Origin of the sequence: Erysipelatoclostridium sp. DFI.2.3 (genome assembly GCF_019132535.1) — a bacterium.
Classification (GTDB): Bacteria; Bacillota_I; Bacilli_A; order Erysipelotrichales; family Erysipelotrichaceae; genus Clostridium_AQ; species Clostridium_AQ innocuum.
In genome coordinates this window covers 15270-35700 of the sequence record NZ_JAHOOJ010000023.1, presented here as the reverse complement: position 1 = coordinate 35700, position 20431 = coordinate 15270, and the positions used below count along the sequence as shown (strand labels likewise).

The 20431-nt window shown below is 44.8% G+C and carries 23 protein-coding genes and 1 tRNA gene; 17 read left to right on the top strand and 7 right to left on the bottom strand.

The genetic code is table 11. The features are described 5' to 3' along the window. Positions 1 to 59: 59 nt before the first annotated feature. Both KSZ58_RS18360 and KSZ58_RS18355 read left to right on the top strand, forming a co-directional pair. Positions 60 to 1139, top strand: coding sequence for a Xaa-Pro peptidase family protein (locus KSZ58_RS18360; protein WP_008817624.1), 1080 nt, complete (start codon positions 60 to 62; stop codon positions 1137 to 1139). Beyond that, positions 1129 to 2313, top strand: a complete 1185-nt coding sequence (locus tag KSZ58_RS18355) for a MalY/PatB family protein (protein WP_009271053.1) — start codon at positions 1129 to 1131, stop codon at positions 2311 to 2313. The genes KSZ58_RS18360 and KSZ58_RS18355 overlap by 11 nt, the downstream gene beginning before the upstream one ends. A 343-nt stretch (positions 2314 to 2656) precedes the next feature. Here KSZ58_RS18355 and KSZ58_RS18350 read toward each other — a convergent pair whose 3' ends face one another. The 6 genes from KSZ58_RS18350 to KSZ58_RS18325 form a co-directional block, all read right to left on the bottom strand. Then, positions 2657 to 3112 carry a DUF1307 domain-containing protein gene (locus KSZ58_RS18350; RefSeq protein ID WP_009271052.1) on the bottom strand — a complete coding sequence of 152 codons (456 nt, stop codon included), beginning with the start codon at positions 3110 to 3112 and terminating at the stop codon, positions 2657 to 2659. A gap of 55 nt (positions 3113 to 3167) precedes the next feature. After that, on the bottom strand, positions 3168 to 3635 hold the full coding sequence (locus KSZ58_RS18345; protein WP_074748679.1) for a GGDEF domain-containing protein: 468 nt from the start codon (positions 3633 to 3635) through the stop codon (positions 3168 to 3170). Then, a complete protein-coding gene (locus tag KSZ58_RS18340; protein WP_008817620.1) occupies positions 3636 to 4199 on the bottom strand; it encodes a hypothetical protein in 564 nt (187 codons plus the stop codon). It lies immediately after the preceding gene. Between the two features lie 475 nt (positions 4200 to 4674). Next, the gene (locus tag KSZ58_RS18335) at positions 4675 to 5139 is read right to left on the bottom strand and encodes a lipoprotein (RefSeq protein WP_008817619.1); all 465 of its coding nucleotides are present in this window, start codon (positions 5137 to 5139) and stop codon (positions 4675 to 4677) included. 63 nt (positions 5140 to 5202) lie between these two features. Next, positions 5203 to 5643 carry a DUF1307 domain-containing protein gene (locus tag KSZ58_RS18330; protein WP_008817618.1) on the bottom strand — a complete coding sequence of 147 codons (441 nt, stop codon included), beginning with the start codon at positions 5641 to 5643 and terminating at the stop codon, positions 5203 to 5205. A gap of 159 nt (positions 5644 to 5802) precedes the next feature. After that, entirely contained in the window at positions 5803 to 7050 is a 1248-nt protein-coding gene (locus tag KSZ58_RS18325; RefSeq protein WP_009271051.1) for a hypothetical protein, read from the bottom strand. A 150-nt stretch (positions 7051 to 7200) separates the two neighbouring features. Here KSZ58_RS18325 and rimO point away from each other — a divergent pair, with 150 nt between their 5' ends. From rimO to KSZ58_RS18285, 9 genes are all read left to right on the top strand, one after another. Next, the gene (gene rimO / locus KSZ58_RS18320; RefSeq protein ID WP_009271050.1) at positions 7201 to 8502 is read left to right on the top strand and encodes a 30S ribosomal protein S12 methylthiotransferase RimO; all 1302 of its coding nucleotides are present in this window, start codon (positions 7201 to 7203) and stop codon (positions 8500 to 8502) included. Then, entirely contained in the window at positions 8496 to 8984 is a 489-nt protein-coding gene (locus tag KSZ58_RS18315; protein WP_009271049.1) for a DNA-deoxyinosine glycosylase, read from the top strand. The genes rimO and KSZ58_RS18315 overlap by 7 nt, the downstream gene beginning before the upstream one ends. A gap of 683 nt (positions 8985 to 9667) precedes the next feature. After that, positions 9668 to 10171: a GNAT family N-acetyltransferase gene (locus KSZ58_RS18310; protein ID WP_002610149.1), complete on the top strand. Its 504-nt coding sequence runs from the start codon at positions 9668 to 9670 to the stop codon at positions 10169 to 10171. A gap of 161 nt (positions 10172 to 10332) precedes the next feature. Then, on the top strand, positions 10333 to 11046 hold the full coding sequence (locus KSZ58_RS22920; RefSeq protein ID WP_009588373.1) for a hypothetical protein: 714 nt from the start codon (positions 10333 to 10335) through the stop codon (positions 11044 to 11046). A gap of 9 nt (positions 11047 to 11055) precedes the next feature. Continuing rightward, complete coding sequence (locus tag KSZ58_RS22915) at positions 11056 to 12264, top strand: GGDEF domain-containing phosphodiesterase (protein ID WP_009588363.1); 1209 nt, start codon at positions 11056 to 11058, stop codon at positions 12262 to 12264. A gap of 74 nt (positions 12265 to 12338) precedes the next feature. Continuing rightward, on the top strand, positions 12339 to 13229 hold the full coding sequence (locus tag KSZ58_RS18300; RefSeq protein WP_009271047.1) for a glycoside hydrolase family 25 protein: 891 nt from the start codon (positions 12339 to 12341) through the stop codon (positions 13227 to 13229). Positions 13230 to 13324: 95 nt separating this feature from the next. Further along, positions 13325 to 13480, top strand: coding sequence for a hypothetical protein (locus KSZ58_RS18295; protein ID WP_217752838.1), 156 nt, complete (start codon positions 13325 to 13327; stop codon positions 13478 to 13480). A gap of 345 nt (positions 13481 to 13825) precedes the next feature. Then, on the top strand, positions 13826 to 14182 hold the full coding sequence (locus tag KSZ58_RS18290; RefSeq protein ID WP_008817611.1) for a sporulation initiation factor Spo0A C-terminal domain-containing protein: 357 nt from the start codon (positions 13826 to 13828) through the stop codon (positions 14180 to 14182). Positions 14183 to 14361: 179 nt separating this feature from the next. Then, positions 14362 to 14437, top strand: a tRNA-Lys gene (locus KSZ58_RS18285). Between the two features lie 459 nt (positions 14438 to 14896). On the opposite strand, the gene KSZ58_RS18280 is transcribed toward KSZ58_RS18285, so the two are convergent. Continuing rightward, positions 14897 to 15247, bottom strand: coding sequence for a hypothetical protein (locus KSZ58_RS18280; RefSeq protein ID WP_008817610.1), 351 nt, complete (start codon positions 15245 to 15247; stop codon positions 14897 to 14899). A gap of 419 nt (positions 15248 to 15666) precedes the next feature. Between KSZ58_RS18280 and KSZ58_RS18275 the strand changes: the two genes are divergently transcribed. The 6 genes from KSZ58_RS18275 to KSZ58_RS18250 all read left to right on the top strand — a co-directional run bounded on the left by KSZ58_RS18275 (position 15667) and on the right by KSZ58_RS18250 (position 20107). Further along, positions 15667 to 16815 carry a DUF6348 family protein gene (locus tag KSZ58_RS18275; RefSeq protein ID WP_009271046.1) on the top strand — a complete coding sequence of 383 codons (1149 nt, stop codon included), beginning with the start codon at positions 15667 to 15669 and terminating at the stop codon, positions 16813 to 16815. 178 nt (positions 16816 to 16993) lie between these two features. Next, positions 16994 to 17554: a translation initiation factor IF-3 gene (gene infC / locus KSZ58_RS18270; RefSeq protein ID WP_002610161.1), complete on the top strand. Its 561-nt coding sequence runs from the start codon at positions 16994 to 16996 to the stop codon at positions 17552 to 17554. A 25-nt stretch (positions 17555 to 17579) separates the two neighbouring features. Further along, positions 17580 to 17774, top strand: coding sequence for a 50S ribosomal protein L35 (gene rpmI / locus KSZ58_RS18265; RefSeq protein ID WP_002610163.1), 195 nt, complete (start codon positions 17580 to 17582; stop codon positions 17772 to 17774). 17 nt (positions 17775 to 17791) lie between these two features. Beyond that, the gene (gene rplT, locus KSZ58_RS18260) at positions 17792 to 18154 is read left to right on the top strand and encodes a 50S ribosomal protein L20 (protein ID WP_002610165.1); all 363 of its coding nucleotides are present in this window, start codon (positions 17792 to 17794) and stop codon (positions 18152 to 18154) included. Positions 18155 to 18167: 13 nt separating this feature from the next. Continuing rightward, positions 18168 to 18605, top strand: coding sequence for a MarR family winged helix-turn-helix transcriptional regulator (locus tag KSZ58_RS18255; RefSeq protein ID WP_002610167.1), 438 nt, complete (start codon positions 18168 to 18170; stop codon positions 18603 to 18605). Positions 18606 to 18799: 194 nt separating this feature from the next. After that, positions 18800 to 20107 (top strand): patatin-like phospholipase family protein, encoded by a 1308-nt coding sequence (locus KSZ58_RS18250; protein ID WP_009271045.1) that lies wholly within the window; start codon positions 18800 to 18802, stop codon positions 20105 to 20107. Positions 20108 to 20431 lie beyond the last annotated feature (324 nt).

Below are 20431 nucleotides of genomic sequence, written 5' to 3'. Positions count from 1 at the left end.
CAGCTGCGCAAAAAGAGAAATGCAGGTGCAGAGGTATATCATAAAAAGGAGGAAGCAGTATGCAGAGAATCCAAAAAATTCGCTCCATTCTGGAGGAAAAACAAATCGACGCCATCTTGATCAAAAGCCGTTCCAACAAGCGCTATCTCGGTGCCTTAACCGGAAGCGGCGTCAAGGTGCTGGTGACAAGAGATGAGCTGTATCAGATTATGGACGGGCGTTACAGCAATGAAGCAAGAGAAACAACAAGCGGCTTTATCCCGGTGGTGCATGAACAGGGCAACAGCTATCTGGATGAGGTGGTCCGACTTCTGGGAAGCCATGCCCGCATTGGGATAGAAGCGGGACAGGTTCTCGTGAAGGAATATCTGAGCATGCAGGAATACGGGTTGAAAACCGTGCTTCTGGAGCATGAACTGGAGGAGGCACGCCGCTGTAAGGATGCCCAGGAAATCGCGCTGGTACGTAAGGCATGTGAAATCACGGATGCGATCTTTCAGGAAACGATTTCCACGATTCGCATCGGGATGAAGGAAACGGAGGTCAGTGCACTGCTGCAGTATCTGGCAATCAAAAACGGAGCCAGTGCCATGGCATTTGATACGATTGTCGCAAGCGGTGTCCGCGGCAGCATGCCGCATGGGCGTCCGAGTGAAAAAACCTTTGAAGCCCATGAATTCATCACGATCGACTTCGGTATCACCTATCAGGGCTACCAGTCCGATATGACCAGAACGGTGTGTATTCAGGAACCAAAGCCGGAGCTGAAGAAAATCTATGATATCGTGCTGGAAGCACAGTGTGCGGGTGTTGACTTTATCAAAGCCGGTATAAGAGGAAACGATGTGGACAGCTATGTGCGCGGCATCATTCAGGGGCATGGCTATGGTCCGTATTTCACGCATGGTCTGGGGCATGGCATCGGCATGGGAGATGGAGAGCTTCCACTGCTGAATGCCGGCAGTGACACCGTGCTGGAGGAAGGCATGATCATGTCCTGTGAGCCGGGTATCTATGTTCCGGGACTTGGCGGTGTGCGAATTGAGGATGATGTCCTTATCGAAAACGGCCGTGGTGTCCCATTGAATGCCACAACAAAGGAACTCATTATTTTGGAGGGTAACGGATATGAAGTATGATTTTGATCATGTAATCAATCGAAAGCTTGGAAAATGCAGAAAATGGGACAATACCATTTTGAAGGAAAAATTCGGTTTAAATGAGGATGCGATTCCTATGGATCTTGCCGATCTGGATTTTGAATGTGCACCGGCAATCAAGCAGGCGATGATAGAGCGTGCCGCTTTGGGAGATTATGGCTATACGTATACGTATGATGCATATTATGATGCGCTGATTGACTGGAACAAGCGCCGTTTTCATGTGGATATTAAAAAGGAATGGATCAAGCTGACCTTTGGAACCTGCGGCACTCTGCATTATATCGTACAGTGCTTCTGTAACGAGGGAGATGCTGTTATGATCAACACCCCTGCCTATGATCCCTTCGCTGAAGCGGTGGAGCGCGGCGGCTGTCGTTTGATCTGCAATTCCCTAAAGCTGGAAAATATGCGCTATTATCTTGATTTTGAAGAGATGGAGCATCAGATGGTCGAAGAGAATGTCAAGCTGTTTATCTTCTGTTCACCGCAAAATCCAAGCGGACGCGTCTGGACGAAGGAGGAGCTGCATCAGCTCAGTGCACTGTGTCTGAAGCATGATGTTCTGCTGGTCTGTGATGAAATACACCGTGATGTGATTTTTGATCGGGAAAGCTTTACCACGCTGTGGAATGCGCATGAGGATATTGCGGATGCATCGATTATGTGTGTATCCCCAAACAAGGGCTTTAATCTGGGTGGTTTAAAATCCTCCTACATCATCGTTAAGAATAAGCAGATTCGGGAACGCCTGCTGGCATATTTACAAAAGGTCTATGTGACCAGTCCGCATGTATATGCTGTTCCTGCCATCATTGCGGCTTATAATGATTCAGAGGAATGGCTGGATCAGCTGACTGCATATATCGGGGAGAATTTCACCATGGTCTATGACTGGTTTGCACAGCACATGCCGCAGGCTAAGGTCATGAAAAGCGATTCCAGCTTTCTGGCATGGATCGATATGCGTTCCGTGTTTGCGGATGAGGATGAAATGCGTGCCTTCTTTATCAGGGCAAATGTATCCATGGTTGTCGGCAGCTATTTTGTGCAGGACGGCTATGGCTGGGTGCGCCTGAATATCGGAACACAGAAGTCGATTCTGCAGGAGGCGCTGCGCCGTATCGCTGTAACATGGGAAGCATGGGAATAAAAGGAAATTACAACATAAAAAAGCTGCCGGAATAGGCAGCAGAAAGGGTCAGATACATCGTCTGATCTTTTTCATATCGATGATTTTGGCAGAAAAGAACTGCTGTATAATATAAGCATAAAACAGGGGCAGGAAAGGAATCAGCGGGAATAGAAAAAAGCAGTTGTGTTTGAAACGGTCTGTTTAATCACCGTATCCTTATAAGGGAAAACAAAGGATTTTATTGCTGATTTACTTTCTTTATCACGTATTGCCGAAAGCAATGCCGGTGCCTTATGAAGGCTGTATGCTTCGTACAAGGAATACAGACTGTGCGTTAGCCGTATCCTTGGATACCCTGGCGTTATGCCGCCGGCTTCGTACTGCAGGTAAGTCCCTGCTGTTCATAAACGACTACCGCGGTATGTACATCGAATACAGCGTCTTCTAAGGTCTGGATGAAATCCAGCTTTTTCAGCTGTGCGGTGTCAATGTCCGTCAGCTTTAGAACGAGCAGCTGCTTCATTTCTTTATCTGTCACGGATGCCTGATAGGTCAAGCCCCTGATATTTGCATAATCTTTCTGGTACTGTTTAACACAGGCCTGTGCCTGCTGCTTGTTATAGCCTAGTGTACGATGGTCTGTATGCAGCTGTATGCTCTGTGTTGAAATTCGTTGATTTTCTGAATCCATGGTTGTTTCAATAAAGGTATCCATCAGGGTTCCCCGGCATGTCGTTTTACTTATGCCTGCTTCTGCTTTTTTCGAACAGCCACTTAACAGAAGCAATAGACTTATCAACAGGATCTGTTTTCTCATAGCATCCACTCCTATTGGTATTATGGTACAGGGATCATTGCTTCATGCAGCAGCTTTACCCGCTTACGACTGTGTGCTTCCCTTTTTGTTTCCCCTGGTACAGGAGCTGATCGGCTTTATTGATTAACTCATCCAGAGAAAGCCGCTGATGACAGCAGATGCCGAATGTCATGGTGACTGGGATATTTTGTTCGCCGTATTGAAATTCTGTGTGATTCATCCAGTGACAGAAATCCTGCAGCTGCTGCAGTGCATCCTGCTCCCTGATATCATGAAAAAGGAAGACAAATTCCTCACCGCCCCAGCGGCAGATAAAGATTGCGGGATCCAGTCTGGTTCGCATATGCTCAGCGAGCTGCTTTAATATGGCATCCCCGCACAAATGACCATAGGTGTCATTGATCCGCTTGAAATCATCAATATCGCCAATTGCAAGACAGCAATTCTCAAGGCACAGCTGGGATGCTGTTTTTTTCAAATAAGTACGGTTGTACAGCCCTGTGAGGGAATCGTAATTAGCAATCTACAAAAGACTTTCATTCTGCTTTTTTAAAACCTCTTTTCCAATATCGGCACTGGCATTGGAAACATAGGCAACATAAAGGATTGTGAGAAATGAACCAAAGCTGTTGCAGAGAAATAGCAGCTGTAAGGAAGCAGCCGGCAGAGAAGAGAACATCGTTCCCTGTATTTGTTCATGCAATAGAAAAAAGGTGAGCATATGCAGGATGGAAAACAGATAGGGGATGTAGGGACTGCGGTAGGGACAGAAATACACAAGAGAAGCCATTGCGATCAGAAAGAGAAAGAAGGAAGCGTTCCAGCCAAACAGCACAGTGTGTAACACAACAAAGCAGATGGTTTCCAAATGAATCAGGGAAACGGCCAGCGCATATCGCTTTTTTTTCATGACCAGCAAAAGCATACCGATGTAAAACAGCACACTGCAGATATTATAGAGAAGAGGGACGCCATAATGCAGAATTCCCATAAGCAATGTATAGCCGAAATGCAGAAGGATTGCCAGACATATCAGATTGCGGTAAATATAATAGCTGTAATTATTTTCATTAAGTTTCATTGGCATACTGTAAACCTCCTGTCTTTTCATTCCTGCCGTGAAGCAAGCTTCTATACTGCATTACACCGCTTTGTGAATAGCCGAAAAAACAGTGCTGTGTATGGGATTCTGCTGCGGCAGACTCCCTTATGGAGCCTGTTTGCCTGATAGCCGTCGATTTAGGCAGTGCTGCATTGCGCGATACATCTGAGATAGCCAAAGGACACGCTGTCTGTTCGTATATCTTATGATTTTTGATATTGTAATTATATCACTTTATGATAGGGAAAAGCAGATATATTCTATAAGTTCGACTAAAAATGTTGCCTTTTCAGAATTATTCAGGCGGGATAAGAAAATAAAAGGACGGATCAATGTGCAGTTAGGTTGAAAATCCACCTTACTGATACAGTCTTTTCTATTTCTCATGGATTTGGATGAAGAAAAATAAAAAAAGCTCTCCAACAGAGAGCTCTTCAGCGTGTATCATGTCATGGACTGATTATTTTTTACAGGTTAATCCGCTTTTTTCGATGTTTTCTTTTGTCTTTTCCAGATCCATTACCATTTTTTTACCGCTCAGCTTCTGGTTGGTAAAGGTACCGTAGTCCTTCGGATCGATTTCTTTGATATCAAAAACAATGGATTCCGTAATTGAGAATTTGTCCTTATCCTCCGTCAGACTATAGCTCATGCCTTCAACACCCTTTGCCTTGCTTTCCAGAGAAGCACTTTTCAGTGTCGGCAGCATTGCTTCATAGGTTTTTTTATCCGGTGCAGTAATCACTGTTTTCTGATCCTGCTTGGTGATGTTGTCACCCTGATAGTCAAACTTGATTGTCTGTGAAATGGTGGAACCATTGGATTTCTGTTCTGCCGTACAGGTCATTGTTTTTGTTTCTTCTTTACCGCCGGAGCAGCCTGCCAGCATGGCAACCGCAAAAGCAGCACATAATAATTTCTTCATTGTATTTTCCCTTCCTTCAGATTATAATGGCAAAACTCAGAGCTTAGCCCTGAGTTTCAAAGATTATTTACAAGTAGCTCCGCCGTCTTTTGCTTCTTCCAGCGTCTTGGACAGACTTGCTTCTCCACCGAATCCCAGCTTCTTCAATGTAGCTGAATCTCCGTCTTTCATATCAACGTCAACGGTTGCGATGATATTCTTGTCCTTGAATTCAGCACTGACATTGACACCTTTTCCTTCTTCAACACCCAACTGGCTTAATACAGCAGTTTCCAGCTGTTTTTTCTGATCATCTGTCAGCTCTGTGTCTCCAAGACCGGCAGCGGAAAGATCCATGGTAACCTTTACTGAGGTTTTAGTGATTTTATCATCCTCAGCGGTGAAAGTGGCATCCATTTTCATACCGCTCTGTTCCATTGAACAGGTCTTTGTTTCTGTTTTTGCTCCGCCGGAGCATCCTGCTAATACCAGTACGGCAAATGCAGCGCAAAGTAATTTTTTCATATTGTCCTCCCTATCAAATGATTGATTGCACAGGATAAACGTATCCTGTATGTAGAAATTATATCATAAAATAAAGAAGAAAAGATTACAAATTTGAAATTTAGAAAAAATATGTGATTTTTGTCAGATATTCGGTATAAAATTGTATAATTTCTGAATTCAACTGCTCTGTATGCGTTTTTTCAGGTGATAATGGCGTGTGGATCGGATCAGCTGTTCCAGCTCTCTGCAGGCAGGCTCCCAAATCAGTTGATCCTCATTGGATATTTGGGGCAGCACATACTTCAAAAAATACTCCTCCCGCTGAAAGGGATCTCGTTCCTTCTGCTTGAACCGGCAGTATTGATGGTAAGCGGTCACATGCTTCGGAAAACGCTCGGGATAGCGCGGCTCCTGTAATATTTCAGGAGGGATCACACGCTCTAGCTTCTCGCAGAGAATACAGGCAAGCAGTGCTGCCGGCAGAAAATGGTAGTCGTCCTGCTTTGCCAGCTCACAGAAATAGTCGCATGCTTTTTCATATTGTCCTATTTCATAATACAGCATCCCGCATTGATACAGGCTTTGCAGATATTTATTGCGGTGCAGCTGTTCAGGATGCTCGTTAACAATGGCAAAGAGCTTTTCGACATATTCATGATTGGCCGCATCCTTTTGTACATCTGCATACAGAAGGACAATGGCATCGTATACATCCAGCAGACGGTTGTAATTACCCTGCTTCAAAAATGTCTGCTCCAGATACAGGGAATCCCGAAAGCAGTCCAGAAAGCGTTCCTCATAATAGGCCTGATAGCTGCGGTTCAATATATTGAGCAGCGAGGTGCTTTCCGCCATGTGCAGGCGGGTGAAGACAGCACCGTTTTTTCTGGCATCACGGTGTCTGTGTACGGTATATGTATAAAGCATATCCTTTAAAATCTCCTGTATGCTCACATCAAAGATAGGAAGCAGCTCCATATATTTATGAAACTGCTCCTCACTCATTTCGCTGCAGTGTTCATAATAGGAAGCCATCAGCATCAGCAGTTCTCGATACTCAACCGCAAAGATATCGGTTTTTTCCCGGAGCTGTGCAAAAAGGACGGCACACCGCTCTGCCAGTCCTGCAAGGTCATAGCGCGTCACCAGCTCCAGCAGCTCCTGAAAACAGGTGCTCCAGGGCTCCCACCAGCTGGAAGGAAGATTGAGCTCAGCATGAATCTGTACCAGCAGATAATGATAGATGGAATTGCTTTTGATGATTTTACAATTTTCTATTTTACTGTAGGTATCGGCAGAACAGATCGTTGCCCCGTTGTAAGTGATGAAGTCACGCTGGTTCAGATTTGCTTTTTTGCGATAATATTTTAATAGAAGCGACAGCTTCTTTTTCGTTTCATCATCGATTTCCACTCGTCCGTACATACGTTACCTCCCTGTGATAGTCTGTATATAATTATACCAGAGAACGGAAAGAATTTATATGATTCCAGCATGACAATAACAAAATTTTACATAATTTGCGGCTTTCATGAAGCCGGTCATCATGGTATAGTAATAATCGAGGTGTTTTATATGAAAATTGGGTTTATATCACTGGGCTGCAGTAAAAATCTGGTAGACAGTGAAAAAATGATGGGTATGATCAATAGCGGCGGCCATGAGCTCGTTCACAATGCGGATGAGGCAGAGGCAATCATTATCAATACGTGCGGATTTATCAATTCCGCAAAGGAAGAGGCCATTCAGACGATTTTTCAGATGGCGGAGTATAAAAAGCACAGGTGCAGAAAGCTGATTGTTGTCGGCTGTCTGGCACAGCGCTATAAGGAACAGTTGGAGCAGGATATCCCGGAAATTGATGCAGTGATCAGTATTCGCGAATATCCGCACCTGCATGAACTCTTACCAAAGCTGCTGGACGGGCATGATCTGGTAAGCTATGACAAATGTGAGCGGAAGGTATCCAGCAAGCCGTGGACGGCTTATCTGAAAATTGCCGAGGGCTGCAGCAATCACTGTACCTATTGTGCAATTCCGCTGATTCGCGGGGATAATGTGTCCTTTCCCATCGAGCAGCTGGTGGAAGAGGCGAAACAGCTGGCGCAGCGCGGTGTCAGGGAGCTGGTGGTGATTGCACAGGATACGACAAAATACGGCGTCGATCTGTATGGCAGAAGAGCACTGCTTGATCTCTTGCAGCAGCTGCATGAAATCGAAGGCTTCCACTGGATCCGTATTCTGTATATGTATCCGGATGAAATCGATGCCCGGCTGATTGAGGGAATGGCAAAGCTGCCCAAGGTGCTGCCATATTTCGATATTCCAATGCAGCACGCTTCCAATCGCATGCTGCAGCTGATGAATCGTAGAGGAAGCAGAGAAGAGGTTGCGGCTCTGGTGAAGAAGATTCGGGAAACCTTTTCCTATCCAACCCTGCGTACAACCTTTATTGTCGGATTCCCGACAGAGGAGGAAGCAGATTTCAGCGAGCTTATGCAGTTTGTAGAGGATATCCACTGGGACCGTATGGGAGCCTTTCCCTATTCCCCGGAGGAGGACACCCCTGCCTATTCCATGGATGGGGCCGTGGACGAGGATGTAAAGGAAGCGCGTCTGGCGCAGCTGATGAAGCGTCAGGAGGAAATATCACTGGAGAATCAGAGACGTATGGTAGGAGAGATCATTGAGGTTCTTGTTGAGGATCAGGAAGGTCTTACCGGCGTGTATCGCGGACGCGGGGCCAGCTCTGCACCGGATGAGGTGGACGGCATTGTGATGTTTAAAAGTGAGCGCTTTATCGAATTCGGCAGCTTTGTTAAGGTGCGGATCACTGTGGCACTGCCCCATGACTTCAAGGGTGTGGAAGTGTGCTGAAGGGCTTTGATCCCATCATCCCGGAAAAGCCAAGACTCATGATTCTGGGTTCTATGCCCAGTGTGACTTCTCTGGATAAGCAGGAATATTACGGATTTGCCCACAACCGCTTCTGGAAGATTCTGCATGCGGTATTTGAAATGCCGATTGATACCTATGCTCAGAAAAAGGAAATTCTGTTTCAGCAGCACATTCTGCTTTGGGATGTGATTGGAGAATGTGAGCGAGAGGGCAGTTTGGACAGTGCAATCCGCAAGGAAAGGGTAAATGATATCGCACACCTGACAGCGGTGTACCCAACCCTGCACAGGGTGATCTGCAACGGCAGAAAAGCCTATGAACTGTATCAGAAGCATTTTCCGGATATCGCTTTGCCCTGCAGCTATCTGCCGAGTACGAGCAATGCAAATCGCAGTATCCGTGAGGAGGTTCTGTTTGCGCAGTGGAAGCAGGCTCTGATGGAACATGAGGGTGATATGTGAGGAGACAGGCAAGCATCAAAGAGCTCGTGCATATGGAACGATCCTGTACATCAACCACGCATGCAGGTGAAGTATGCTGCAAAACAACGCAAATGATATCTCAGGTTTTTTCTCGATTGTGGGTTAATTTAACATAGGGAGACTTCCATACTATTGATAACTACAATAGTATGGAAGTCTCCCTTTTGCAAACAACCTAAAGTAAGAAAGTACCATATCTCACCGCTGCGTTGTTTCTTTGCATAATGCATTCCAAGAATGTAAAGGGCGTTTTTTATCCATGCAGTTTCCAGGTACGGTAAAATAAAGTGAAACGTCTGTTACAGAGAGGCTTTGACTGACAGTTAGCGTAAGCTGCAGGAAAAAAAGTACAGCAGACGCTTCAGGTGCTGTCTATGCATAAAAGCATCCTATCTATTTACTGATATATCCTAAAGAAATCATAAAGCCGTGATACCGTAAGGAAAACCAGAACATAAAAATCAAGAGCCCTGTTATGCTTTGTATAATGCACAACTCTTTGTATATGGATGATGATCAGGGCAAAGGGTTCTGCTTTCCCTTGGAAAAAGCGCATTGAAAAGGGAACGACGGCTTCCTGAGTGTCGTATTGGCATATCGAAAATACATTTACAAACCGTAAGCCTTGCTCTATAATGGTAAAAAACAAGGGAGGAATGTATATGGAACTGCGTATCTGCAGCTGCGATGCGGATATCCGTGCATTGGCAGCACTTGCCACAGAAATCTGGCATGAGTATTTTACAGCCATCATTTCAAAGGAACAGATTGATTATATGGTTGAGAAATTCCAGAGCTATCCGGCATTGAAAAAAGCAATCGAGGAGGAGAACTACACCTATTTTCTGGCTTATGAGGAGGGTGCTATGATCGGATTCTGCGGTGTGAAGCCGGAAAAGGATCGTCTGTTTCTGAGCAAGCTGTATCTGCATAAGAAGGCCAGAGGAAAGGGGCTGTCCAGTATCCTGCTGAAGCGGGCAATTTCCTTTGCGAGGGAGCAGGATAAAAAAGCCATTTATCTGACCTGCAACAAATTCAATCAGCACAGTCTGGATGTATACCGTGCGAAGGGCTTCAAGGATATCGATTCTGTGCAGACGGATATTGGGCAAGGCTTTATTATGGATGACTACATCCTGCAGCTGGAGCTTGACGACGGAAAATAGAAAACCACGCTCTTTACAGTGATGATGTTAAGAAAAGAAGGAGGAACGACATCTATAGCTGCCGATCAATGCCTTTTTTTCATTTTTTTCACATTTGATGTCCATCCTGCATAGCCCTTTGTGATGGTTATGTGATACAATATCTACATAGGTGATAATTTATGGAATGGGATATCTCGATAGAGTGTGTATCTGTCATCATGCTCAACATCATTATGGTATATTCATGGAAGGGGAATCTGCTTCCCTCGCGAAAAAACCAGGCCTTTCGCGCCTGTCTTTTGATAACCTATCTCTCCATTCTGACAAATATCCTGTCAACGCTGCTGCTGACACAGCTTTCCGCTTCAACGTATCTCATCAATCAGGTGCTGCTGCATCTGAATTATATGTCCACTCCGCTTATGGGGGTTGTATATTTTATTTATACATTGACTACTGTGTTTGAACAGGACGCGGATAAGCTCAAAAAGCATATTCTGTTTGCAGGGATACCGGCTCTGTTCTATCTGCTGTGTCTGCTGAGCAATCCGCTGACGCATCTGCTGTTTACGCTGGATCCGATAGCTGGCTATGTGCGGGGATCCTGGGTATCTCTGACCTACATCGTCTTTTATATCTATGTATTATTTTCTGTATTCTTTACGATTTCCAAGCGCCGCAATCTGGACACCGCTGTTTTTATCATTCTGAATTTCTTCCCGGTGCTTTCTGCAGCCGTCATCCTGTTTCAGCTTCTGTATCCAAATTATATCCTTACCGGAACTGCCGCAACAAGTGCGCTGCTGATTATATATCTGTATTTGCAGAACAAGCAGCTGTTTACAGATCCGCTGACCGGTATCTTAAACCGTCAGGAATTCAACCGTCTTTAGGAAATCCGCATGAAGGATACAGACCCATATTCCATGATGGTGCTGTCGCTGAAGGGCTTTCGCTTTATCAATGATCACTTTTCTCAGAAAGCCGGGGATGTTTTGTTGACGAGAATCTGTGCCTTCCTTGAAAAGGAGCTGCCGGCGGTACGTGTTTTTCGCTTCAGCGGTGATGAATTTGCGATTGTCTGTAAGGATGCAGAAACATGCAGGCAGTGCCATACGCAGCTGATTGCGCGTATGCGGCAGTCATGGTCTGTTGAGAATTTTGATTTTCGGATACAGTATGGCATAGGCATTCTGCATGTCGAGGCACATAACCGCGATAAGGATGAAATCATTAAGGGTCTGGAATATGCCGTCATGCTGGCCAAGCGTTCAGAAGAAAACAGAACCTGCGTCTGCACTGCAGATATGATCGAACGACTCCATCGGAATGAGCGGGTGCTTGAGCTTTTACGACAATGTATCCGGGAGGACAGCTTTATCGTGGTTTACCAGCCGATTTACGATGTAAAGGAACAGGCATATACAAAGGCGGAGGCACTGCTTCGTCTGCCGCCGCATGATTTGGGGCAGCTTGGTCCGGATGAGTTTATACCACTTGCTGAGGAAAACGGATTGATTACAGAAATCACATATCAGGTGCTGCGAAAGACCTGTTTATTTCTGCAGCAGCTGCAGCATACCGCTACAACCCTGAAAAGCATCAGTGTTAATTTCTCTGCCGTCATGTTTTTACAGCAGGATCTCGGAAATAACATTCTGAAGATTATAGAGGAATATAAAATACCCGTACATATGCTGCAGATTGAGATCACGGAGAGTATGCTGAGCAGGGATTACCATATGATCATTGCTTTTATTCAGCGTATGCGCAAGCAGGGAATTGAATTTCTTCTGGATGATTTTGGAACAGGGTATTCCAATATATCCAATGTACTCAGCCTGCCGATACAAACGATTAAAATTGATAAGAGCCTGCTATGGAAAGCGATGGTGTCTACTGAAGGTGCTGTCGTTCTGCGCAAAATGTGTGAGGCTTTTCATGAGGTGCATCAGCTTTTGCTGGTGGAGGGTGTTGAGAATGAGGAACAGGCTGCCTTTGTGAGAGACTGTGCCTGCCGCTATATTCAGGGATATTACTACGCAGCGCCACTTCCGCAGGAGCAGGTTTACAAGTTGCTGATACAGAAACAGAAGGAGATGTCCGGGTGACATCTTTTCTTTTGGCGAACGCCTGTACAGGTGCTTTTAAAATGCGTAGTATGAAAGAGAAAGGAGGTGTGTGTATGCGAAGACTTGGAATTGACGTATCCGAGCATAATGGCATACTGGATTGGGATGCGATAAAAAAGGGCGGGATAGAATTTGCCATCATCCGTTCCAGCTGGGGACATTTTGAAGAAGATAAGCAGTTTCGAAGGAATGTACGGGAATGTGAGCATGTCAAAATGCCCTATGGACTCTATCATTATTCCTATGTTGCCAATGATGCACAGATGAGGGAGGAGGCTTCCGGCTTCATCAGATTGTGTAAAACCTGCAAACCGAGCTATCCATGCTATATAGATATGGAGGATGCGGACGGTTGGAAACGGCGTAACGGAGTCAGTGATGCCATGAATGTGGAAACCTGCTATTATACCTGTCGGGAATTGGAAAAAGCCGGCTTTTATGCCGGTATCTATGCTAACCTGGACTGGCTTACAAACCATATCAATTCATCCCGCCTGGATCGCTTTGATAAATGGGTGGCACAATGGGCCAGTGTAAATACCTACCGCAAGCCGTACGGAATGTGGCAGTTTACCAGTGACGGCTCCATTCATGGCTATAATGGCAGAATGGATCTGGACTATGCATATAAGGATTATCCGGCCATTATGAAGGAAAAAGGATTGAACGGCTATGGCAAGGCACCCGATCAGCCGAAACCGGATCCAAAACCAAACCCGTCAAAGAATCCGAAGTATAAGGTTGGAACTCCGGTAACCTATACCGGCTTATGGACACAGGCAAATGGTGGAAATTGGTATCCCAGAAGACTTCTGGCTGTAAAAGAGGGTATCATCACACGTATTATAAAAGGAGCTGAGCATCCGTATTTGATCAATGATGGTACCGGATGGACAAATGATCATGCAATTGATGATGAACCGACACGACCAAGTGGATATTAGTTAGATGTATTAGGCAGGGGATGTTGATTGCAGCATCCCTTTTCCTGCGATACCTCCGGATGATAGCAGATTTTCAGTAATTCGTGTATTGATAAATGGCGGCGCTGCAAGGTATCGGTATATGGATGAATGACTGCCCTGAATGCTGGCTGTGGCAGAAAGTGAACCGCTTTGAAAGAGGCATCTGTCCATGCCTGTGTACGGCGCTGGTCGTAAGGGAATCCTGTTCAGATGGCAGCGTTTTTTTCTAGCTGTATGAATCTATACAAAGGGGCATGGATAGGATATCGTGATGGTATAACGTATACATAATAAAAAAAGTCACCGCAGGGTGACCATGCCGCAAAATACTGCCTAGGTATCTTTCTATATCAGGGCGGCAACGGTATCATTATAATCACACAGACATCACACACAGTGTCGTTGTCTGTCGAATAATGGAATAAGAGGCAGAGATTTCCATACCCTCATCAGAAAGGCAGGATATGCGGCAACACAGGAAGGGCGGCATGCAGATATTTTATGAAATTCGACATATATAGACTCTGCCAAAGCTGGACCGTATGTACACTATAGATTTTGGGAGGGATGTAAACATGAATGGGATAGTGAATCTGAATACAAGAGTATCCGAATTGCTGAATCGTATGGGAGTTCCCGATTACACTGCAGGCTACAGCTTTTTACATACGGCAATTATGAGCGTCTATGAACAACCGGACCTGCTTGGCAGTATCATAAAATGCTTATATGTGGTGGTTGCGAACAAGCATAAAACGACTGTGGCGCATGTGGAGGAAGAACTGGAGCATGTACTTCTGGCAACCCTATTATCCGGAGATCGTGTCATGCTGCAGAAGGTACTGCATACCCTGCATTACAGACAGCCGACATTGCGGGAATTCATAGAAATGTCATTAAAATATATTAGATCTGCGGAGCAGGTGGGATGATAAAAGTTCTTAATTGCAATGCTGTAAAGGAATTTACATGATAAAATGAGGAATTTTGATATATTTTTCTATGAATTTCGCTCTTTTCTAAAAAAAGAATGAAAAAAATGCATTTTTCTGCAATTTAGGTATTGCAATTATCCAAATCATTTGGTATTATAATTGAGCAAGTTACAAATGACTCCTTAGCTCAGCTGGCAGAGCAACTGACTCTTAATCAGTGGGTCCAGGGTTCGATTCCCTGAGGGGTCACCATTGTAAATTTGAAAGGCTTTCTTCAATTTCGAGGAAAGCCTTTATTGTATATTTTTAATATTTTATGAAATCAGTTTTGTTGTTTTCCGGATTCAGCACATCCCTCTTACATTTTGGATGAAACAATGCTCAAAACGTTACGGGCTAGGATGCTCGAATGCTGAAAGCACGGATAACAGGATGCCCTGAATCAAGGAACCCTGCATATATCCGAGGTTATGGGAAGACTGAAAATCTAGCTTTCCTGTAACCATTTTCCTTCGCTTACACGCTATAGCTTTGAGCTTGGCTTTCATTTCCTGGATTGCGAAGCTCTCACAGCTACCGGCGTGTTATCCATTATGGCTGTATCTCAGTGCTACAGAAATCCTATCGTATGATAACCTACGCCATTCCTCGGGGGATAGGGAATCTTTTTACCTTTTGTTTATTCATAGTCGTATAATTTATGGTGTTCGATTAAATCGTGTTTGTCTTTGGCGGTCTGCCATTACAGCATTGCATAATTACACGCAAGGATGAAGTCGTGTCAGGAAATATCTGTACACCGTTAATTACTTCTTTATCGTAATCATCCTTCGTAACATGTACATCATACGCTGCGTAGGGACATACCTGCGGATTGCTTTGCATGGAATGTATGCTGTTTGGGGCAGGAAGAAAAATCGGTTCACTTAAACCATTTTCATCGGTATAACAGCACATAATAAATGTGGAAGTATCCTCTGTTCTTCCATACACTCGTACAGCTGCCGCATTGACGGGAGAACCATTTGCTTCCATAGCCTCAACTGTTAACGCACCTGTCATTTCACTCACCTCCGATATAAACTATGCAAAGGTTATACTGCTGTTTATGTAAATAGCTGATACACCTGTTCATGAAAATAATTTATTGGATGTGCAGATCATGTTATGCTTCAGGTGAAAGTCCCATGCAGGTGATCTGTGTTTGCCTGCCCTTATATAGTAAAGGTAAAGCTTTTTCAAGCGAGACTCTTTATAATACTGCAGGTTTCCGGATAGGCAGCAGTTGTGTAAGTGGTTCCTACAGATACAGATGAATCTAACGATACGATTATTTCCTTTAGGTGATAGAACAGAAAGGTAAACATAGAAAAAACAATTATGTGAAACTGACGGTATCCGATAAGGGAAGGTGGAAAGAAACTGAAATTTGTTATATAATGTTTACAATCTACAATGACAATAAAAGGAAGATGGTGTCTATGGTATTTCGAAGAAAAAAACATAAAAACACAGCAGAGGAATCGATTGATTTTCATGCACTAGTGCTGGAACAGCTGGAGCATATGTGTGAGGAAGGACAGATTCTTGATGATGCCTTTGTGCTGGAAGCACAGGATATCTATATATATGCAGACGTGATATCGGTTGAGCATAATGTGGCACAGATCGTTTTTCAGCTCCACCATGAATGGCTGGATGATGCCATTCTGGAATCTGTAGCAGCAAGCGGTTCAAATGCGCAGGAGGCGGTTACATTGGCATGTGAGGATTTTTACCGGCATACCCTGCAGCTGTATCTGCGGGCTCTGCAGGGAAAGGCGGAGGAAACTGTTTTCGGCTTTACCCAGCTTCGTCATTACTTTCAGGTGTACAGGAATGAGATACACGGCATCGGAAAGCGGGAAGGTCTGATAGAGCAGGACTTCTGGGAAATGCTGAAGCAGAAGCTGCAGCTGCGTCTTGGCAATAAGAAGGCATACTGGATCAAGGTGTTTGCATCCAAAACCCGTAGCAAAGTATTGTGCGAGGTACGAATCAACGGCAGGGAAGACAGTGAGCTGAGTGAGCTGCTTCTGCCCTATGCACAAAACTGGGACTGTATCGGAAGCTATCATACGGAAAAGCAGAACTTTCTGCTTATTCAGGAGGAACGCAGCTATGAACCCTCGGATTTCACAGGGGACAACATCCGTCAGTATACGCGTAAGGCTATCAAATGGTATGAGAAATGCGGAAGCAAGGAGGAGCACAGAAAGCTGCGTGAACAGCTGATTCGTTTATGCAAGGATGATTCCCTGGCATATGAAATCTTTTCCTTCGTTCCGGAAATCTATTGTAAATATGCATATCCGAAGGTTGAATACGGAGCACGTCTGTTTCTGATTCAGAAGGATCAGAAAACGCGGGAGCTGTATCAGAGTCAGCTGCAATCCTTCTCCTATATCGAAGAAACGGTTATGGAGCATTTGAAAAGGGATCATGTAAATCGCAGCATTGTCGAAAACGTGATCAGCTTCAGTGCAAATGCCCGGGCTATCCAAAAAGCGATGGACAACGGGGATGCTCTGGATGAGCTCATGATACCGGGAATCGGCTATTATGCCAGAAATGATTATATCATGCGTTAATATCCTTGACACAGGTCTTTAACTGTGATATGATAACCAAGCAGAAAAGTTAGTGGAAAGTTAGAAGCACCCCTTCTCACCTGATGTCCGAAGGCATAGGTAAAAGCTACAACATATCGAAAAGACGAAATTGTTGATGAGATATTTGAGCGGGTGCATATGAGTACCCGCTTTTCTTATGGCAACATTGGAGGTGTCTATTATAAACAAGAAAGTTATTCCTAACAACGTAAACGACGATCTGGTAAATGAAAAAATCCGCTTCAAGGAAGTCATGGTGATTGATGCCAATGGAGACAAGCTTGGAATCAAGATGCGTCGTGAGGCTCTGGAAATTGCATACAGACAGGAATTGGATCTGCTGTGTGTGGCTCCGAAAGGGCAACCGCCGGTATGTAAGGTGCTGGATTACGGCCGTTATCGTTTTGAACAGCAGAAAAAAGCGAAGGAAGCCAAAAAGAAACAGCATGTTACAGAAATCAAGCCGATTCGTCTGTCCCCGGTTATCGACAAGCATGACTTTGATACAAAAATGCGTCATGCACGCAAATGGATTGAGGACGGCATGAAGGTCAAGGTGGACATGCGCTTCAGAGGAAGACTGATTACGAGACTGGAAGTTGGAAAAAAGATTATGAATAGCTTCACAGAGGAAATCTCAGATATCGCGATTATCGAAAAGAGACCAATTCTGGAAGGTAACACGATGTCATGCGTTTTGGCACCGAAGAAAAAATAGATATAAATTATAGGAGGTACTACTTATGCCAAAGATGAAATCACATAGAGGATTAGCGAAACGAGTTAAACAGACTGGATCTGGAAAGCTGAAAAGAAGTCATGCATATACTTCTCACCGTTTCCATGGTAAAACACAGAAACAGAAACGTCATTTAAGAAAATCCGGTACGGTACACAGTACAGACTACAAGCGTATCAAAGAGATGTTAGTGAAATAATATAGGAGGAATATGAGATGGCAAGAGTAAAAGGTGGATATACAACACGTCAGAGAAGAAAAAAAGTATTAAAGTTAGCGAAAGGATACTATGGTGCAAAGCACATTCTGTATAAGACTGCTCATGAGCAGGTTATGCACTCTTTCAAATATGCATATAATGACCGTAAGGATCTGAAGCGCAACATGCGTAAGCTGTGGATCGCACGTATCAATGCAGCTGCCAGAATGAATGAGATTTCTTATTCCAAGCTGATGCACGGCCTGAAGCTGGCTAACGTTACGATCAATCGTAAAATGCTGAGTGAGATCGCTATTCACGATCCTAAGGGCTTTACAAAAATCGTAGAAACTGCTAAGTCAGCATTAGAAAAAGCTTAATTGAGGAAGCTTTATGGATGACACACGTCATACTTTGAATGAACTTCTGGTAGATCTGTTCAACTACATTCTCTTGATTGAGGAGAAAAATCTCCGCGATCAGGGAGTAAAGCTGTCCATGACCGAGGTACATATTCTGGAAGCAATCGAAAAGAGTGAATCCAATATGATGTCCGCGATTGCCAAGCGTTTGATGGTAACACAGGGGACACTGACCGTTTCAACTTCCAAGCTTGTGAAAAAAGGATATGTAGAGCGTGTTAAGGATGAGCGGGACAAGAGAATCGTGCGTCTGAAGCTTACCGAAAAGGCAGTGAGTATCCTGGACATTCATAATCGCTTCCATGAGGAAATGATTGAGCGTCTGTTGAATGAGCTTGAGCTTGATAAAGAGGTGGAGCTGATTCAGTCACTGCGTAATCTAATGGAATTTTTTAAAGGAAAATACTAAAGCCTGTTCTTGTTAGCAGGCTTTTTCTGTATGCAGGCAGGGGAATGGTGCTATAATAGGGACAAAAGGTACAGGAAAGAACGGATGCTGTAGGCGCGGGAAAGCAGCGGCATTATGTGGTATCAAAGCGAAAGCATGAAAAGCTATGAAGGTTAAAGGTGAAGATAACGGTATGCGATGAGAGGAGGATGCAGATGAAACGTGCACTTGTGCTAGGTGGAGGAGGCAGTAAGGGTGCCTATGAGCTGGGGGTCTGGAGGGCTCTGGATGAGCTGGGAATTTCCTTTGATATTGTAACGGGAACCAGTATCGGTGCGATGATTGGTGCCATGTATGTGCAGAAGCAGTTTGAGCGATGCTTAGAGCTGTGGGAGCAGCTGTCTGTCGATGACATAATTGCCAATGGTGTGAATCTGGATATGGATATCGAGCTGTTGATGTCACAAAAGGGAAAGTATAAGACACTGTTGAAAAGCTATGTGAAAAACAGGGGAGCGGATATCACCCCCTTTGTGAACAAGCTGCAGCATTACTTTGATGCGGAGCGCTTTTTCTCTTCGGATATCGAGTATGCCTGCATGTGTGTGAATGTCACGAAAAAGCAGCCACAGCCGGTCTATCGCCGAGATATGAGCAGGGATACGGCGCTGGATTACATCATTGCCTCTGCCTCCTGCTTTCCTGCATTTCCCATGAAGGAAATCGAGGGGGAGCATTTCGTCGACGGCGGCTATTATGACAACGTTCCCATTGAGCTGGCACGCAGCATGGGAGCTCAGCAAATCGTGGCGGTTGATTTGAAGTCTGTGGGAAAAAGGAAAATACACCGGCCGCAGAAGGATGTGATTTACATTGAGCCGCAGGTATCCCTTGGCAGCTTTCTGCTGTTTGATCAGGTGCGGATTCACCACAATATGGAGCGTGGATATCAGGACACCCTAAAGAAATTCGATTGCTGTCTGGGAAGTATTTATACCTTTTCTCTACAGGACAAGGCGCACATCATCGCGTTTGAGGAACGAATCCACATGCAGCTGGAACAGATAGATGATCTGGTGGACCGCCGCTATATGAGCAGGCTCGTAAAAAAGGCATTCCACCATCAAATGATTGCCAGCTTTTCTCATTTTCAGGAGTATGACTGGCCGTTCTTACGTATGCTGGAAATGACTGCCCTGGCATTTCAAATAGATGATATCGGCATCTGGAGCTTTCCGAAATTTGCAGAGCAGGTGCTTGCCTGTGCACAGAAGCATGTGAGTATCGCAGAACGGGCTGACCGTGACTCCTTGCATCTGCTGGATGCCGCAGCGTCTTTAAAGGAGCAGAGCACAAAGGAAATCATATGCTCCATCTATTATTATATGCGGACTGCGGGAGCTGCAAGCCGCAAGGAGCTGGAGGCGGTCGCACTTCTTATGAATGATTCCTTTGTTATGGCGTATCTTCTGTTCGCGCTGGAACAGCTGGTCGATAAGGGGAAGGGATACAGACTTTCTTGATATGGGCAGTTTGCGTTTTCCGTACAGCCTATGATGCAACTCATAGTCCGATTGTATATTTCAAGCTACTGCGGATATACGCTGCTAACGCAGCCATGCAAGGCGATTTGCTTCTTTTTCACAAAAGCTGCCTCTCATTTGTGAAAAAACGCCTGCAGGCTTTCCTTACGCAACCGCATATATAAGGAACCCGTTATACACCCATATGGAAACTGCCTGCCCTTTCCTGAAAGCTGTGCAAACAGGAAGAAGGTCAGGGAGAAAGCAAAAAGAGACAGGTGTGGATATGAATGATATCCAGCGCCTGTCTTTTTAACCTGCAAT